At 70.9% G+C, this 15,938-nt stretch carries 16 protein-coding genes; 12 read left to right on the plus strand and 4 right to left on the minus strand.

Annotation, left to right across the window (positions count from 1 at the left end; genetic code table 11):
* Nucleotides 1-9: 9 nt before the first annotated feature.
* Nucleotides 10-483, minus strand: a complete 474-nt coding sequence (locus tag AC07O4_RS27370; RefSeq protein ID WP_070063074.1) for a (2Fe-2S)-binding protein — start codon at nt 481-483, stop codon at nt 10-12.
* 37 nt (nt 484-520) lie between these two features.
* Nucleotides 521-868, minus strand: coding sequence for a c-type cytochrome (locus AC07O4_RS27375; RefSeq protein WP_492682667.1), 348 nt, complete (start codon nt 866-868; stop codon nt 521-523).
* Between the two features lie 204 nt (nt 869-1,072).
* Here AC07O4_RS27375 and AC07O4_RS27380 point away from each other — a divergent pair, with 204 nt between their 5' ends.
* From AC07O4_RS27380 to AC07O4_RS27390, 3 genes are all read left to right on the plus strand, one after another.
* Nucleotides 1,073-2,002 (plus strand): AraC family transcriptional regulator, encoded by a 930-nt coding sequence (locus tag AC07O4_RS27380; RefSeq protein WP_495306164.1) that lies wholly within the window; start codon nt 1,073-1,075, stop codon nt 2,000-2,002.
* Between the two features lie 65 nt (nt 2,003-2,067).
* Nucleotides 2,068-3,054 (plus strand): tRNA (adenosine(37)-N6)-dimethylallyltransferase MiaA, encoded by a 987-nt coding sequence (gene miaA, locus AC07O4_RS27385; RefSeq protein ID WP_495306165.1) that lies wholly within the window; start codon nt 2,068-2,070, stop codon nt 3,052-3,054.
* Nucleotides 3,051-3,701: an ABC transporter ATP-binding protein gene (locus AC07O4_RS27390; protein WP_062478488.1), complete on the plus strand. Its 651-nt coding sequence runs from the start codon at nt 3,051-3,053 to the stop codon at nt 3,699-3,701. Before miaA ends, AC07O4_RS27390 begins: the two co-directional genes overlap by 4 nt.
* A 6-nt stretch (nt 3,702-3,707) precedes the next feature.
* Here AC07O4_RS27390 and AC07O4_RS27395 read toward each other — a convergent pair whose 3' ends face one another.
* The gene (locus AC07O4_RS27395; protein WP_495306166.1) at nt 3,708-4,664 is read right to left on the minus strand and encodes a threo-3-hydroxy-L-aspartate ammonia-lyase; all 957 of its coding nucleotides are present in this window, start codon (nt 4,662-4,664) and stop codon (nt 3,708-3,710) included.
* Between the two features lie 115 nt (nt 4,665-4,779).
* Here AC07O4_RS27395 and AC07O4_RS27400 point away from each other — a divergent pair, with 115 nt between their 5' ends.
* The 5 genes from AC07O4_RS27400 to AC07O4_RS27420 all read left to right on the plus strand — a co-directional run bounded on the left by AC07O4_RS27400 (nt 4,780) and on the right by AC07O4_RS27420 (nt 9,476).
* Nucleotides 4,780-5,484 (plus strand): GntR family transcriptional regulator, encoded by a 705-nt coding sequence (locus AC07O4_RS27400; protein WP_495306167.1) that lies wholly within the window; start codon nt 4,780-4,782, stop codon nt 5,482-5,484.
* A complete protein-coding gene (locus tag AC07O4_RS27405) occupies nt 5,481-6,356 on the plus strand; it encodes a phytanoyl-CoA dioxygenase family protein (RefSeq protein ID WP_495306168.1) in 876 nt (291 codons plus the stop codon). Before AC07O4_RS27400 ends, AC07O4_RS27405 begins: the two co-directional genes overlap by 4 nt.
* A gap of 5 nt (nt 6,357-6,361) precedes the next feature.
* Entirely contained in the window at nt 6,362-7,723 is a 1,362-nt protein-coding gene (locus tag AC07O4_RS27410) for an NAD(P)H-dependent oxidoreductase (RefSeq protein WP_495306169.1), read from the plus strand.
* Nucleotides 7,724-7,872: 149 nt separating this feature from the next.
* The gene (locus tag AC07O4_RS27415) at nt 7,873-8,247 is read left to right on the plus strand and encodes a YciI family protein (protein WP_062478473.1); all 375 of its coding nucleotides are present in this window, start codon (nt 7,873-7,875) and stop codon (nt 8,245-8,247) included.
* On the plus strand, nt 8,244-9,476 hold the full coding sequence (locus AC07O4_RS27420; protein ID WP_495306170.1) for an RNA polymerase sigma factor: 1,233 nt from the start codon (nt 8,244-8,246) through the stop codon (nt 9,474-9,476). Before AC07O4_RS27415 ends, AC07O4_RS27420 begins: the two co-directional genes overlap by 4 nt.
* A gap of 5 nt (nt 9,477-9,481) precedes the next feature.
* Here the strand turns inward: AC07O4_RS27420 and AC07O4_RS27425 are convergent, their stop codons facing one another.
* Nucleotides 9,482-10,915 carry a serine hydrolase domain-containing protein gene (locus tag AC07O4_RS27425; protein ID WP_495306171.1) on the minus strand — a complete coding sequence of 478 codons (1,434 nt, stop codon included), beginning with the start codon at nt 10,913-10,915 and terminating at the stop codon, nt 9,482-9,484.
* 74 nt (nt 10,916-10,989) lie between these two features.
* On the opposite strand from AC07O4_RS27425, the gene AC07O4_RS27430 reads away from it, so the two are divergent.
* The 4 genes from AC07O4_RS27430 (at nt 10,990) to AC07O4_RS27445 (ending at nt 15,922) form a co-directional block, all read left to right on the plus strand.
* Nucleotides 10,990-13,575 (plus strand): FtsX-like permease family protein, encoded by a 2,586-nt coding sequence (locus AC07O4_RS27430; RefSeq protein WP_495306172.1) that lies wholly within the window; start codon nt 10,990-10,992, stop codon nt 13,573-13,575.
* A 293-nt stretch (nt 13,576-13,868) separates the two neighbouring features.
* Nucleotides 13,869-15,008: an acyl-CoA dehydrogenase family protein gene (locus AC07O4_RS27435; RefSeq protein ID WP_495306173.1), complete on the plus strand. Its 1,140-nt coding sequence runs from the start codon at nt 13,869-13,871 to the stop codon at nt 15,006-15,008.
* Between the two features lie 37 nt (nt 15,009-15,045).
* Complete coding sequence (locus AC07O4_RS27440; RefSeq protein ID WP_062482837.1) at nt 15,046-15,486, plus strand: MaoC family dehydratase N-terminal domain-containing protein; 441 nt, start codon at nt 15,046-15,048, stop codon at nt 15,484-15,486.
* A 19-nt stretch (nt 15,487-15,505) separates the two neighbouring features.
* The gene (locus AC07O4_RS27445) at nt 15,506-15,922 is read left to right on the plus strand and encodes a MaoC family dehydratase (RefSeq protein ID WP_495306174.1); all 417 of its coding nucleotides are present in this window, start codon (nt 15,506-15,508) and stop codon (nt 15,920-15,922) included.
* Nucleotides 15,923-15,938 lie beyond the last annotated feature (16 nt).

A 15,938-nucleotide genomic window follows, 5' to 3' on the forward strand; every position in this document is an offset into this window, starting at 1 on the left:
TCGGCTCCTTCAGGCGAGGGTCTTGGCCGCATCGGCCACGGCGGCGCGGATGCGGGCGTAGGTGCCGCAGCGGCAGATGTTGCCGGCCATGGCCGAGTCGATCTCGTCGGTGCTGGGCTGCTTGCCCTTGGGCAGCGACTGCAGGAAGGCGGTCGCGCTCATGATCTGGCCGCTCTGGCAGTAGCCGCACTGCGCGACGTCGTGCTTGACCCACGCGGCATGCACGGCCGCGCCCACGCGGTCGTTGCCGCCGGTCACGGCTTCGATGGTGGTGATCTTCTTGCCCTCGGCCGCCGCGATGGGCGTGATGCACGAGCGGATGGCCTGGCCGTCCATGTGCACGGTGCAGGCGCCGCACAGCGCCGCGCCGCAGCCGAACTTGGTGCCGGTCATGCCCAGCGTGTCGCGCAGGGCCCAGAGGATGGGGGTGCCGGGGTCGGCGTCGACCGTGTGGTCACGGCCGTTGACGTGGAGCGCGCTCATGTGGGTTTTCTCCGTGGGTGGGTTGAAACGATCTTGTTCACTTGGCGCCGTCGAGCACCCATTGCGCGAGCGCCTGCAGGTCTGCATCGGGAACCTGGGCTTGCGCGGGCATGGGCATCGCGCCCCACTTGCCCGAGCTGCCGGCCTTCATGCTGGCGGCCAGCTGCGCGGCCGTGCCCTTGCCGTCGCCGTAGCGCGCGCCGATCTCTTTCCAGGAGGGGCCCACCACCTTCACGGCGGCTTGGTGGCAGGCCACGCACGCGTACTTCTGCGCCAGCGCGGTGCTGGCGAAGGCGGGCGCGGACCCGGCCATGCTCGCGCCGATGGCCAGTGCGGCCACGAGCGAGGCGGTGATGCGATGCGGATGTCGTTCGTCGTGGGTCATTTCTTTTTTCATCATCGTGGAGGGGAAGCACGGTCCTCGCGCCGCGCGCGGCAGGACTTCACGGCGGCCAGTGTCCGATGAAGCGCCCGCCGCCACTTGCCCAATCCGCGCGCGTTCTTGCCTGAAACAACGAGACTGCGCCAAAAACGCCAAGCGCATGAGATGCGCCCGCTAGACTTTGCGCAAGCACCCGAAAGGATTCAGATGGAAGTGCTACAGCCGACGCAGCCAGACGATTCGGCCGTCCTCGGTGCCCTGGCCACGGCCGTCGGGCGCATTGCCCGAAACGACGGCGACCACGCCACCGCCATTCCCGAACTCTCGCTGCACCGGCGCAGCGCCGCGACCGAGCCCGTGCATTGCATCTACGGCTTCGGCCTGGGCATCACGGTCGGCGGACAGAAGCGCGCGGCGCTCGGCGACGAGATCTATGAATACGGCGCCGGCCAGTCGCTGCTGATCACGGCCGACCTGCCCGTGGTGGCGCACGTCACCCGTGCCAGCGCGGCGCAGCCCTTCCTGGGCCTCATGATCCGGCTCGATCCGCGCACCATCGTGCAGGTCGCGACCGAGATGGCACTGCCGCCGCCGTCCAGGGAGCCCCACAACCAGCGCGCCCTGTCGCTGGGCGCGCTCGACCCGACGCTGCTGGGCACCGTCACGCGGCTCGTCGAGCTGCTGGCCGAGCCCCAGCTCGTTCCGCAGCTCTCGCCGCTGCTGCAGAAGGAAATCGTCGTGCGCCTGCTCGCCGGGCGCCACGGCCCGCAGCTGCAGCGCCTCATGACCGTCGGCTCGCCCAGCCAGCAGGTGGCGCAGAGCCTGGCGTGGCTCAAGATGAACTTCAGGAAGCCCGTGCAGGCGGACGAGCTGGCCGCGTCGGCGCACATGAGCCCGTCGACCTACCGCCAGCACTTCCGCGCCGTGACCGGCATGAGCCCGATGCAGTACCTGAAGCAGCTGCGCCTGCAGGAAGCGCGGCAGCTGATGCTGAACCAGAACATCGATGCAGGCACGGCCGGCGTGCGCGTGGGCTACGAAAGCGCCTCGCAGTTCAGCCGCGAGTACGCGCGCCTGTTCGGCGCGCCGCCGCTGCGGGACATCCGGCGGATGCGGGACGCGACCGCCGTCGCCTGACGCACGGCGTCGCGGGCAAGCCCCCGGGCAACCGCCCGGTGCGTGCCATTTGCTACCCTCGACGCATGCCCCCCGCTTCCCCTGTTCCCCCGCGCTACATCGCGCTCGCCGGCCCCACCGCGTCCGGCAAGACCGCCGTGGCCCTGGCCGTGGCCCGGCTGCAGCCGGTCGAGATCGTCAGCGTCGACTCGGCGCTGGTCTACCGCGGCATGGACATCGGCACCGCCAAGCCCACCGCCGCCGAGCAGGCCGCGGTACCGCACCACCTGATCGACATCCTCGACGCGCGCGACAGCTACAGCGCCGCCGCCTTCGTGGCCGACGCCACGCGGCTCATCGACGCCATCCGCGCACGCGGCGCGTTGCCGTTGCTGGTGGGCGGCACCATGCTGTACTTCAAGGCGCTGTTCGATGGCATCGACGCCATGCCCGCCGCCGACCCCGCCGTGCGCGCGCGCCTCGACGCCGAAGCCGCCGCGCTCGGCTGGCCCGCCATGCATGCGCGGCTGGCGCAGGTCGACCCCGTCACCGCCGCGCGGCTCGCGCCGCAGGACAGCCAGCGCATCCAGCGCGCGCTCGAGGTGTGGGAAAGCAGCGGCCAGCCGCTGTCGAGCTTCCATGCGAGCGACACCAAGGCCGCCAAGGCCGTCGACGGCGGCGTGCTCGTGTCGCTTGAACCGGAAGACCGTGCCTGGCTGCACGGCCGCATCGCCGAGCGCTTCGACGCGATGCTCGCGGCCGGTTTTTTCGACGAGGTGAAGGCGCTGCGCGCGCGCGGCGACCTGTCGCCCGACCTGCCCTCGATGCGCTGCGTCGGTTACCGCCAGGCCTGGGAGATGCTCGACGCCTGCGGCGACGCACCGCCCGATGCCAAGGCGCTGGGCGAGCTGCGCGAGCGCGGCATTGCCGCCACGCGCCAGCTCGCCAAGCGGCAGATCACCTGGCTGCGCAGCATGCCGCAGCGCACCGTGATCGCCTGCGACTCGCCCGATGCGGTGCAGGCCGCCGTGCGGCACATCGTCCACATCGCACGCGGGGCGACGCCCGCATGACCTTGCACCTCTCCAACCTCGGCAAGCACTACGGCGACGCGCCCGTCTTCGAACACGTGAGCCTGCAGGTCGCGCCCGGCGAGTTCGTCGCCATCGTGGGCGAATCGGGCGTGGGCAAGTCGACGCTGCTCAACTGCATGGCCGGCCTCGACAGTTGGGACGAAGGCAGCGTGTCGCACGACGGCACCGACATCGGCGCGCTCGACGGCGAGGCCCGCGCGCTCTGGCGCCGCCAGCACGTGGGCTTCGTGTTCCAGGCCTTCCACGTGCTGCCGCACCTCGACGTGGCGCAGAACGTGTCGCTGCCGCTGATGCTCTTGGGTCGCCCGCGCGAAGACGCGCGCGTGGCCCACATGCTGGAGGCCGTCGGCCTGCCCGGCATGGGCGCGCGACTGCCGCAGACGCTCTCAGGCGGCCAGCTGCAACGCGTGGCCATCGCCCGCGCGCTGGTGCACCGGCCCGCGCTGCTGCTGGCCGACGAACCCACCGGCAACCTCGACCCGTCCACCGCCGCGAAGGTGATGGACCTGCTGATCGGCCAGACGCGCGAGCACGGCGCCTCGCTGGTGCTGGTCACGCACTCGGAGAGCGCCGCGGCGCGCGCGGACCGGTTGCTGCACCTGACGGCGAGCGGTATCCGGGCCTGAAAAGAATCAGCCGATCAGCGACGCGTAGCGCGACAGGTCGACGTTCCCGCCGCTGATCACGATGCCCACGCGCTGGCCTTCGATGGCCTTCGCAGCCGCGATGGCGCCCGCGAACGCGAGGCACCCCGTCGGCTCCACCACCATCTTCATGCGCTCGGCGAAGAAGCGCATCGCCTCGACGAGTTGGTCATCGGTGACGGTGAAGATGTCATCGACATCCCTTTTGATGATGCCGAAGGTGTATTCACCCAGGTGCTGCGTCTGCGCACCGTCGGCGATGGTCTTGGGCGTTTCGATGTGCACGATCTTCCCGGCGCGCAGCGACTGCTGACCGTCGTTGCCTGCCTCGGGCTCCACGCCGTAGACCTTGCAGGCGGGCGACAGCGCACGCGCCGACAGCGCCGAACCCGAGAGCAACCCGCCGCCGCCGAGGCACACGAACAGGTGATCGAGCGGGCCCGTCTCTTCGATGAGTTCCTTCACCGCCGTGCCCTGCCCCGTGAGCACGTCGGGATGGTCGTAGGGCGGAATCATCGTCATGCCGCGTTCCTGCGCGAGCCGCTTGGTCAGCGCCTCGCGGTCTTCGGTGAAGCGGTCGTACATCACCACTTCGGCGCCGTAGCCCTTGGTGGCCGCGACCTTGGCGGCGGGTGCGTCCTTGGGCATGACGATCACGGCCGGCATCGACAGCAGCCGCGCCGACAGCGCGATGGCCTGCGCGTGGTTGCCCGACGAGAAGGCGATCACGCCGCCTTTGCGCTGCGCCGCGTCGAACTTCGACAGCGCATTGAACGCACCGCGGAACTTGAACGCGCCCATGCGCTGGAAGTTCTCGCACTTGAAGAAGAACTGCGCGCCCCAGCGCTCGTTGGCGGTGGTCGATTGCAGCACCGGCGTGCGGTGGGCATGGCCTTCGAGCCGCGCGGCCGCGGCGATGACGTCGTCGTAGGTAGGGAGTTGCATGGGTCGAGCTTAGCGGCGGCGCGCCGTTCCTTGCAGCCCCGATGGGTAAAAACCCGGGGATGCGCCCCGTCGCCGAACTCCGTACTCTGTATACAGAGTTCAGAAAAGGCCCACCATGCCCGCCCAGTTGCTCAGCATCGAAGTCGCCCCCGACCTCGTCGACCAGGTCTACCGCGCCCTGCTCGGCGCCATCAGCAGCGGCGCGCTCGCGCCGGGCGAGCGGCTCACGCAGGAGGACATCGCGGCGCGGCTCGCGGTGTCGCGCCAGCCGGTGCTGCAGGCGCTGCGGCTGCTCAAGAAGGACGGCTTCGTGCAGGACGCGCCCGGGCGCGGCGTGCTGGTGGCGCCGCTGGAGGCCGAGGCGATGCGCAAGGTCTACCAGGTGCGCGGCGCGCTCGACGTGCTGGCCGCGCGGCTGGCGGCGCAGCAGCGCTTTCGCATCGACCCGAAGCTCATCGAACGCGGCCGGCGCACGGCGCGCGGGCGCAACGTCGAAGCCATGATCGATGCCGACGTGGCCTTTCACCAGGCCATCTACGCCGCCTCGGGCAACCCGCTGATCGGCCAGAGCGCCGACCCGCACTGGCGCCACCTGCGCCGCGCGATGGGCGCGGTGCTGCAGGCCGAGCCGCAGCGCGAGTCGCTGTGGGACGAGCACGAAGCCATTGCCGACGCGATTGCCGCCGGCGACGTCGAACGCGCCGCACGCCTGAGCGACGAGCACGTCTCGCGCGCCAGCGACGCGCTGGCCGAGCGGCTCGCGCAGCAGCTGGCGCGCAGGGCATCCGCATCCCCCACCCGAAAAGGAGACAAGGCATGAAGCTGACCCCCGAGCAACGCGCGCAGTTCGAGCGCGAGGGCTACCTGTTCTTCCCTGGCCACTTCTCGCCCGAAGAGACGAAGGTGCTGACCGATGCGGTGCCCGACCTGTACAGCAAGCGCGCGGCCTTCAACGTGCGCGAGAAAGGCTCCGACGCCGTGCGCACGAACTTCGCGGCGCACCTCATCAGCGAGCCCTTCGCGCGGCTGGCGCGGCATCCGCGCATGGTCGAGCCGGTGATGGACCTGTTCGACGAAGCGGTCTACATGCACCAGTTCAAGATCAACGGCAAGATGGCCTTCGAAGGCGACGTGTGGCAGTGGCACCAGGACTACGGCACCTGGCTCAACGACGACCTGATGCCCACCGAGCGCGCGATGAACGTGGCCATCTTTCTCGATGAGGTAACCGAGCACAACGGCCCGCTGATGTTCATTCCGGGCAGCCACCGCAAGGGCGTGGTCGATGCGAAGCATGACCTCACGACCACCAGCTACCCGCTGTGGACGGTCGACAACGACCTGATCCGCCAGCTGGTCGATCGCGCCGGCGGCACGCAGGGCGGCATCGTCTCGCCCAAGGGGCCGGCCGGTTCGATGATCCTGTTCCACAGCTGCCTCGTGCATGCCTCGGGCAGCAACCTCTCGCCCTTCAACCGCGTGGCGGTGTACCTGAGCCTGTGCGCGGTCAGCAACCACATCCGCCGCCACCAGCGGCCCGAGTACATCGCGCACAGAAACTTCGCGCCCATCGAGGTGCTGCCCGACGACTGCCTGCTGACGCCCTACCCCGTCGAGGTGCCGTGGAAAGACGGCCTGCCCGAGAGCGCGCTGCGCACCTCGCCCGACGTCATCGAAACCGTGGAAGCCTGACCGCCATGAGCCTGCACACCCGCCTGCAACAACGCGCCGCCGAAGGCCGCCCCATCCGCATCGGCCTGATCGGCGCCGGCAAGTTCGGCGCCATGTACCTGGCGCAGATCCCGCGCACGCCCGGCGTGCAACTGGTCGCCATTGCCGACCTCTCGCCCGCCGCCGCGCGCGTCAACCTGGAGCGCGTGGGCTGGCAGGCCGAGCGCAGCAATGCCGCCTCGGTACAAGAGGCGCTGAAGACCGGCGCCACCTGGATCACCGACGACTGGCAGGCCGTGACGCGCGAACCGTCCATCGACATCGTGGTGGAGTGCACCGGCAACCCGGTCGCCGCGGTCGACCACTGCCTGGACGCCTTTGCACACGGCAAGCACGTGGTCAACGTGACGGTCGAGGCCGACGCCTTCTGCGGCCCGCTGCTCGCGCACAAGGCGCAGCAGGCCGGCGTGGTGTATTCGCTGGCCTTCGGCGACCAGCCCGCGCTGATCTGCGACCTGGTCGACTGGGCCCGCACCTGCGGCTTTCCGGTGGTGGCGGCCGGGCGCGGCCACAAGTGGCTGCCGCACTTCACCGAATCGACGCCCGAGACGGTGTGGGGCAACTACGGCCTCACGCCCGAGCAGGCGAAACGCGGCGGGCTGAACCCGAAGATGTTCAACAGTTTTCTCGACGGCTCCAAGCCGTCGATCGAAAGCTCGGCCGTGGCGAACGCCACCGGCCTGGGCGTGCCTTCCGACGGCCTGCTCTACCCGCCCGCGAGCGTGGAAGACATTCCCTTCGTCACGCGTCCGAAGAGCGAAGGCGGCGTGCTGGAGCGCAAGGGCATGGTCGAGGTGATCTCGTCGCTCGAGGCCGACGGCCGCAAGATCCCCTACGACATCCGCATGGGCGTGTGGGTCACGGTCGAGGCCGAGACCGACTACATCAAGAACTGCTTCGAGGAATACAACGCCCACACCGACCCGAGCGGGCGCTACTTCACGCTGTACAAGCGCTGGCACCTGATCGGGCTCGAGGTGGGCATGTCGGTCGCCAGCGTGGCGCTGCGCGGCGAGCCCACCGGCGTGGCCACCGGCTGGAACGCCGACGTGGTCGCCACCGCCAAGCGCGACCTCGCCGCGGGCGAGATGCTCGACGGCGAAGGCGGCTACACCGTCTGGGGCAAGCTGCTGCCGGCGGAGCGCTCGCTGCGCCTGGGCGGCCTGCCTTTGGGGCTGGCGCACAACGTCAGGCTCGTGCGCCCCGTGAAGAAGGGCCAGAGCCTGAGCTGGGCCGACGTGGCGATGGACACCAGCACCGCCGCCTACCGCCTGCGCCAGGAAATGGAAACGCTGTTCACGCCCGCGGTACGCGCCCACGCGGCCTGAGCGCGGGGCCTGGCGCCCACGTTGCGCCAAAGAGCGAACAGATCAAGAATCTTCTGCTCGGCACCGGTCCGGTGTCGAAATGACCGGTTGCGGGCCGTCATTGTGGTGAGCGATCTTGCTCGTCAAGCTTTTCCTCACGGAGAAACACCATGCAGTACATGTTGATGTTCTACCAACCCGCGGCCGAATTCGAACAACGCAACGACGCCTCGTCGCAGGCCTACCGCGCCAGCTGGGTCGCGTACGCCGACGCGGTGCGCCAGTCGGGCATTTCGCTCGGCGGCCACGGCCTGCTGCCGCCCATGACCGGCACCACGCTGCGCGTGCGCGGCGACAAGCGCCAGGTGCAGGACGGCCCCTTCGCCGACACCAAGGAGCAGCTCGGCGGCTACTTCGTGGTCGACGTGCCCGACCTCGACGCCGCGCTCGAATGGGCCGCGCGTGCGCCCTGCGCCGCCAGCGGCGGCGTCGAAGTGCGGCCGGTCTTCACCGCCACCGCAGCGGCGGGCGCGAGCCAGACGTGACCACTCCGGCGGCACACCACGCCGCCGAACGCGCGGCACGCGAGTCGTACGGGCGGCTGCTGGCCATCCTGTCCGCCCGCACGCACGACATCGCGGCCTCCGAAGACGCCCTGGCCGACGCCTTCGCCCGCGCGCTCGAGCGCTGGCCCGCCGACGGCGTGCCGGTGCAGCCCGACGCCTGGCTGCTGAGCGTCGCGCGGCACCGCAAGCTCGACGCCTGGCGCCACAGCCGCGTGCAGGACGACGCCACGCAGACCCTGCTGCTGCTCGCCGGCGAGATGGACGAAGCCGACCCCGATGCCGCCACCGTGCCCGACGAGCGCCTGCGCCTGCTGTTCGTCTGCGCGCACCCCGCCATCGACGCCGCCGCGCGCGCGCCGCTCATGCTGCAGACCGTGCTCGGCCTCGACGCCGCGCGCATGGCCGGCGCCTTCCTCACCTCGCCTTCCGCGCTGGGCCAGCGGCTGGTGCGCGCCAAGGCCCGCATCCGCGCGGCCGGCATTCCTTTCGAGTACCCGCAGGCGCGCGACCTGCCGCACCGGCTGCGCGACGTGCTCGACGGCATCTACGCCGCCTACGGCACCGGCTGGGACGACGTCGACGGCGCCGATGCGCTGCCGCGCGGCCTGACGACCGAGGCCATCGACCTGGGCCGCATCCTGTGCCGCCTGATGCCTGCCGAGCCCGAGCCGCTGGGCCTGCTGGCGCTGATGCTGTTCTGCGAGGCGCGCACCGCCGCGCGCCGCACCGAGGCCGGCGCCTACGTACCGCTCGACCAGCAGGACATCACGCGCTGGGACCACGCACTGCTGGCCGAGGCCGAGCACCACCTGCGCATCGCGTCGGCCATGCAATCGCTCGGGCCCTACCAGCTCGAGGCCGCGATCCAGTCGGCCCACTGCGAGCGCCGCGCGGGCGCACCGGTGCCGCCCGAGGTGCTGGTGTCGCTGTACGAAGGCCTGCTCGCGCTGCGGCCCAGCATCGGCGCGCAGGTCAGCCTGGCGTGCGCGCTGGCGAATGCGCGCGGGCCCGAGACCGGGCTGCGCGCGCTCGATGCGATTCCATCGGACGAGGTGGCGAGCTACCAGCCGTTCTGGGCGGCGCGTGCGCACCTGCTTGCGGCCGGTGGCGCGCGGGTTGCGGCGCGTCAGGCATACGACCGGGCGATCGGGTTGAGCAGCAACGGGGCGGTGCGGGCGTACCTGCACGCGATGTCGGAACGGGCCTGAGGCGCTCAGTCCTGCGGCACAGCAACGCCGGCCCGCCGCCCTTCGAGCCGACTGCCACCCTGCGTCAGCGTGACGCCGATCACCTCGCCACCCTCCCCACGCCGGAACACGAACTGCGCGCCAATGGCCGTCACCGCAAAACGATCCGGCCCCGTGGGCGTGAGCCCGTTGTAGCCCTTGCCCGATTCACGCGCCAGCAAACGCCCGTCGCGCACGGTGAAGCCCAGCACCTGCGCCTTGCCGACGCGGAACTCGCCGGCGTAGTCGGCCAGGCGCTTCGGATCGATGGGCACCTCGGTCGTCGGCACCGGGTAGCGGCTCTTGCCGATGGCGAGCATCACGGGCTGCAGCGGTGCGCGCTGGTTGCTGGCCAGCACGATGAGCGCTTCGCCGGTGTCGGGCGCCAGCAGCCAGAGCGTGCGGTAGCCCTCGGTGACGCCCGCGTGGTAGTAGGTGCGCCGGCCGGTCTCGGGGCCGCGCACCATCACGGCATAGCCGATCTCGGCGCCCTCGTAGCGCGCGAGCGGCGTGAGCAGCCGCGCGGCGGCCGGGCCCAGCGGGCCGTGCGCGCCGGCGAGGATGGCGCGGCTGAAGGCCAGCATGTCGGCGGCAGTCGAGCGCAGCGCGCTGGCGGGCGCGTAGGCATGCATGTCGAAGCGGCGCTGGCGCTGGTCGCCCGCGAACGGCGGCGCCATGCGCGAGGCCTTGTCGCCGAGCGGGATCACGGTGTCGTTCATGCCCAGCGGCTCGGTGATGCGCGCGCGCACCAGCTCGCCCCACGAAGTGCCGTAGCGCAGCGCCAGCAGCTGCCCGAGCAGCGCCATGCCGAAGTTGCTGTAGCGCGCCTCGCACGGCGCCGCGACGCCCGTGAGGTGGATGCGCGCGAGCGCGGCCCAGAACATCGGCAGGTCGAAGCTGCGGAACTGCTCGGCCAGCGCGGCGCCACCGGTGACGCCGTCGGCCATCACGGGCAGGCAGCCGGTGTGGGTGACGAGCTGCCGCAGCGTGATCGACGCCACGGCGGGCGGCACGCCCTCGGCATGGCCGGCCAGCAGCTTGCCGACGCTGTCGTCGAGCGCCACGTCGCCACGCTCCACGGCCTGCGCCAGCAGCAGGCCGGTGAAGACCTTGGTGACGGAGCCGATCTCGAACATCGGCTGCTCCGCGCTGGCCGGCGCAATGGCGCGCGCCACCAGCGGCTCAGGGTTGTGGGCGATGCCGTAGGCGGCCTTGTCACCGCGCAGCACGCCGACCACCAGCGTGCCGCGCTCGGCGCCGAGCGCGGTGCGGGCCAGCACGGCGGGGTCGCTGGCGAGCGAGAGCGGTGCGGAGGGTGCGGCCAGCGGTGCGAGTTGCGCACTCGCCGCGCCCGCCAGCCAGGGCACGAGAAGCCAGGGCGCCAGCCAGCGGCGGCACCAGGCGGAGGGCAGAAGCCGCATCGTCGGAATCCTCGGGCGTGAAGTCGTCATCGTCGAAAGAGCCGCCATCCTGCCACGGCGGCCACAATGACCCCATGCGTGCATTGCTTTCGACTTTCTCCTGGCAGGAACTGCGCCACCACCCCTGGCGCAACGCGGCGGCCGTGCTGGCCGTGATGCTGGGCGTGGCGCTGGCGTTTTCGGTGCAGCTCATCAACGCCTCGGCGCTCGACGAGTTCTCCAGCGCGGTGCGCTCGGTGAACGGCCAGCCCGACCTCGAGGTGCGCGCCGCGCAGGGCAGCTTCGATGAGGCCGTGTTCGGCCGGCTCGCGCGCCGGCCCGAGGTGGCGCTGGCAAGCCCGGTGCTCGAGTTCCAGGGCCTGGCCCTGGCCCACGACGGGCGCCAGGTGCCGCTGCGCGTGATCGGTGTCGATGCGCTCGCGCTGCCCACCATCGCGCCCGCGCTGATGCCGCAGTCGGCGGCGGGTGCCGACCGCTTCGCACTGTTCGCGCCCGGCCATGTGTTCCTCAACGCGGCGGCGCGCCAGGCATTGCAGTTGCCGCCGCAACCCGCGACCGATGAGAGTTTGCAGCTGCGCAGCGGCGCCGCGTGGCAGCGCCTTGCGGTGTCGGGCCACGTGACGGCCGGCGGCGCGGCGCTGGCGGTGATGGACATCGCGGTCGCGCAGGAGCTCTTCGGCCCGCTCGGCCAGCTGAGCCGCATCGACCTGCGGCTCGCGCCGGGCACCGACCGCGCGGCCTTCGTGGCCGCACTCGAGAAGTCGCCCGATTGGCCGGCGGGCCTGAAGTTCGCCGAGCCGGGCGATGCGGCCGAGCGCGTCAGCAACCTGTCGCGCGCCTACCGCGTCAACCTCACGGTGCTGGCGCTGGTGGCGCTGTTCACGGGCGCGTTCCTGGTGTTCTCGGTGCTCGCGCTCAGCGTGGCCAAGCGCGCGCAGCAGTTCGCGCTGCTCGGCGTGCTGGGCCTCACGCCGCGCGGACGGCTGCGGCTGGTGCTGGCCGAATCGCTGGTGCTCGGGCTGATCGGCAGCGCCGCCGGCCTGGCGCTCGGCACCGCGCTCGCGGCCTTCGCGCTGCGCGTGCTGGGCGGCGACCTGGGCGGCGGCTACTTCGAAGGCGTGGCGCCGCGGTTGCACTGGAGCAGTGGCGCCGCGCTGCTGTACGGCGGGCTCGGCGTGGTGGCCGCACTGGTGGGCGGCTGGTGGCCCGCGCGCGCCGCGCAGGCGCTGCCCGAGGCACAAACGCTCAAGGGCCTGGGCGCGGCGCCCGCGCAGGGCCGCCACCACTGGCTCGCGCTCGGGCTCATCGGCGCGGGTGCGGCGCTGGCCAACCTGCCGGCCATCGGCGGCATTCCGGTGGCGGCGTATTTGTCGGTGGCCTGCCTGCTGGTGGGCGGCATCACCGCCCTGCCCTGGCTCATCGCGCTGCTGTACGACCGCGTGGCGCCCGCGTTTGCGCGGCGCGTGCTGCCGATGCTCGCCGTCGAGCGCGCGCGGCGCATGCGCGGCACGGCGGCCGTTGCGGTGAGCGGCGTGGTCGCGAGCCTGAGCCTGGCGGTGGCGCTCACGGTGATGGTCGCGAGCTTTCGCGAGTCGGTCACGCACTGGCTCGACGTGGTGCTGCCGGCCGACCTGTACGTGCGCGCCACCTCGGGCGGGCGCGGCAGCGGCAACAGCGGCGGCACCAGCAGCACCGACACCGCGACCTTCGCGCCGGCCTTCGTGCAGGCGCTGGCGCAACTGCCCGGCGTGGCGCGCACCGGCACGCTGCGCACGCAGTCGCTGCAGCTCGACCCCGCGCAGCCCGCCGTGACGCTGATCGCGCGCAGCCTCGAAGGCGGCGTGGTGCGCGGCCTGCCGCTGGTGGGCGAGGCGCTGCCGGTGCCGCCCGGCCAGACCGGCATCTACGTGAGCGAGCCGATGGTCGAGCTGTACGGCGCGAAGCCGGGCACGGCGTTTTCGCCGCTGGCCGATGCGATGCGCACGGCGACGCCGCAGGTGTTCTTCGTGGCCGGCGTGTGGCGCGACTACGCGCGGCAGTTCGGTGCCATCGCGATGGACGCGCGCGACTTCGAGCGCATCACCGGCGAGCACGACGTGAGCGACGTCGCGCTGTGGCTCGCGCCCGGCGCGTCCGAAACGGAAGTGCAGGCGGCCGTTCGCGCACTCGCCTCGCGCGCATCACGCGACGGCGCCGTGGAGCTCGCCTCGGTCGGCCAGATCCGTGCGACCTCGCTGCGCATCTTCGACCGCAGCTTTGCCGTCACCTACTGGCTGCAGGCCGTGGCCATCGCCATCGGCCTGTTCGGCATCGCGGCCAGCTTCAGCGCGCAGGTGCTGGCGCGGCGCAAGGAGTTCGGGCTGCTTGCGCACCTGGGCTTCACGCGGCGGCAGGTGCTGGCCGTGGTGGCCGGCGAAGGCGCGGCCTGGACCGCCATCGGCGCGGTGGCCGGCCTGCTGCTCGGGCTGGCCGTGTCGGTGGTGCTGGTGAAGGTGGTGAACCCGCAGAGCTTCCACTGGAGCATGGACCTGCTGGTGCCCTGGGTGCGGCTGCTGGCGCTGTGCGCGGCCGTGGTGGCGGCCGGCACGTTCACGGCGTGGATGGCGGGGCGTGCCGCGGCGGGGCGCGATGTGGTGCTGGCGGTGAAAGAGGACTGGTAGCGCCCGACATCCGCTGGACCCGTTCCACGGCCTCCTTCTCGCCAGCCGGGCGGCAGGTCTTCGGTGGCCAGGTGATCGGTGTCGCCAAAGGCCTGCCACTGGCCGTTGGCTACCTTGCGGGCCGGTCCGTCGGTCGCAACGCGCCCGGCCACGGCCCTTGATCGCGCGAACACGCCCTAGCCATCGCGGCTAGTGCGTCCGGCCCTGCGTCGCACGACGATCACCAAGGGAACGGATTGCGCCGTGACGCCTTCGGCGGATCGCTCCGTTCCGTCACCCAAGGAGATCGCGACATGCAGGTCGAACGCAGCGTCTATCGTGAGGACCACGAGACATTCCGCACCACGGTGCGCCGCTTTCTCGAACGCGAGTGCGTGCCGCACCAGGCCGATTGGGACCGCGACGGCCAGGTCAGCCGCGAGGTCTGGCTAAAGGCCGGCCGCGAAGGCCTGCTGTGCACCACGCTGCCCACCGAATACGGCGGCGGTGGCGGCGACTTCGGCCACGCGGCCATCATTGCCGAGGAGATCGCGCACGCAGGTGTCGGCGGCCTGTCGATCGGGCTGCATTCGGACATCGTGGCGCCTTACATCCACCGCCTGGGCACCGAGGCGCAAAAACGGAAATGGCTGCCGGGCATCTGCCGCGGCGAGCAGATCCTGGCGGTGGCCATCACCGAACCGGGCGGCGGCTCGGACGTGAAATCGCTGCGCACCACCGCCGTGCGCGACGGCGACGACTACCTCATCAACGGCAGCAAGACCTTCATCAGCAACGGCTTCCTCAGCGACCTCGTGGTCGTGGTGTGCAAGACCGACCCGGCCGCCGGCGCTAAAGGAGTGAGCCTGGTCGTGGTCGAGACGGACCGCGCGGGCTTTCGCCGCGGCCGCAAGCTCGACAAGGTCGGCATGCGCGCCCAGGACACGGCCGAGCTGTTCTTCGACGACGTCCGCGTGCCGGTGGCCAACCGGCTGGGTGAAGAAGGCAAGGGCTTCGCCTACCTGATGCAGGAGCTGCCGCAGGAACGTTTCATGATCGCCGTCAGCGCCGCGACCAAGCTCGAGCGCCTGCTCCAGCAGACCCTCGAGTACGTGAAGGACCGCCGCGCCTTCGACCAGACCGTGTGGGACTTCCAGAACACGAAGTTCAAGCTGGCCGACATCAAGGCCCAGTCGGTGGCGCTGCGCACGATGGTCGATTACTACCTCGCGGCGCACATGAGCCGGCGGCTGACGGTGGAAGAAGCCGCGATCGCCAAACTGTTCGCCACCGAGACGCTGTGGAAGTGCATCGACGACATGGTGCAGCTGCACGGCGGCTACGGCTACATGCTGGAGTACCCCATCGCACGCGCCTTCGTCGACATGCGCGTGAGCCGCATCTACGGCGGCACCAGCGAAGTGATGCGCGACCTGATCTCGCGCAAGCTGTAGGCCGGGCAAGCCGGCACCTCAAACAAGGAGCATCTTCATGATCGACAGGAACATCATCGGCATGGCTTTCCCGCCCTTTGCCATCACCGCCGAAGCCGGGCAGCTGCGCTTCTTCGCCAAGGCCATCGGCGAGACCGATCCCGTCTACTTCGACGAGTCCGCCGCGCGCGATGCCGGCCACCCCACCTTGCCGCTGCCGCCCACCTTCCTGTTCTCGCTGGAACTCGCGCGTCCGCCGAGCAACTGGCGCGAGGACGCCGGCATCGAGCTGGCGCGCGTGCTGCACGGCGAGCAGTCTTTCACCTACCGGCGCATGGCCCATGCGGGCGACACGCTGCACTTCGACAGCCGGGTCACTGACGTCTACGAGAAGAAAGGTGGCGCGCTCGAGTTCGTCGTCATGGAAACCCGCGTCACCAACCAGCGCTCGGAGCACGTGGCCGACATCCGCAAGGTGCTGGTGCACCGCAATGGCTGAACAACACAAGGAACACCCGATGAAGACCCTGAATTTCGACGCCCTCGAACCTGGCGATACCTTGCCCCCACTGGCACTCGCCCCGATCAACCGCACGACCCTGGCGCTGTTTGCCGGCGCATCGAACGACCACAACCCGATGCATATCGACCTGGACTTCGCGCAGCGCGGCGGCATGCCCGACGTGTTCGCGCACGGCATGCTGTCGATGGCCTACCTGGGCCGCCTGCTGACGCAGTGGGTCGACCAGCGCAAGGTGCGCCAGTTCAACGCGCGCTTCGCCGGCATCACGCACCTGGGCCATGCCATCACCTGCACGGGCGAGGTCATCGAGAAGTTCGAGGCCGGCGGCGAGGAGCGGGTGAAGCTGGAAATCCGCACCACCAACCAGGACGGCGAGGTGAAGATCCTGGGCGACGCAGTCATCGCGCGCTGACCCGGCCCGAACGTGG

Source organism: Variovorax sp. GW821-FHT09D04 (genome assembly GCF_059416405.1).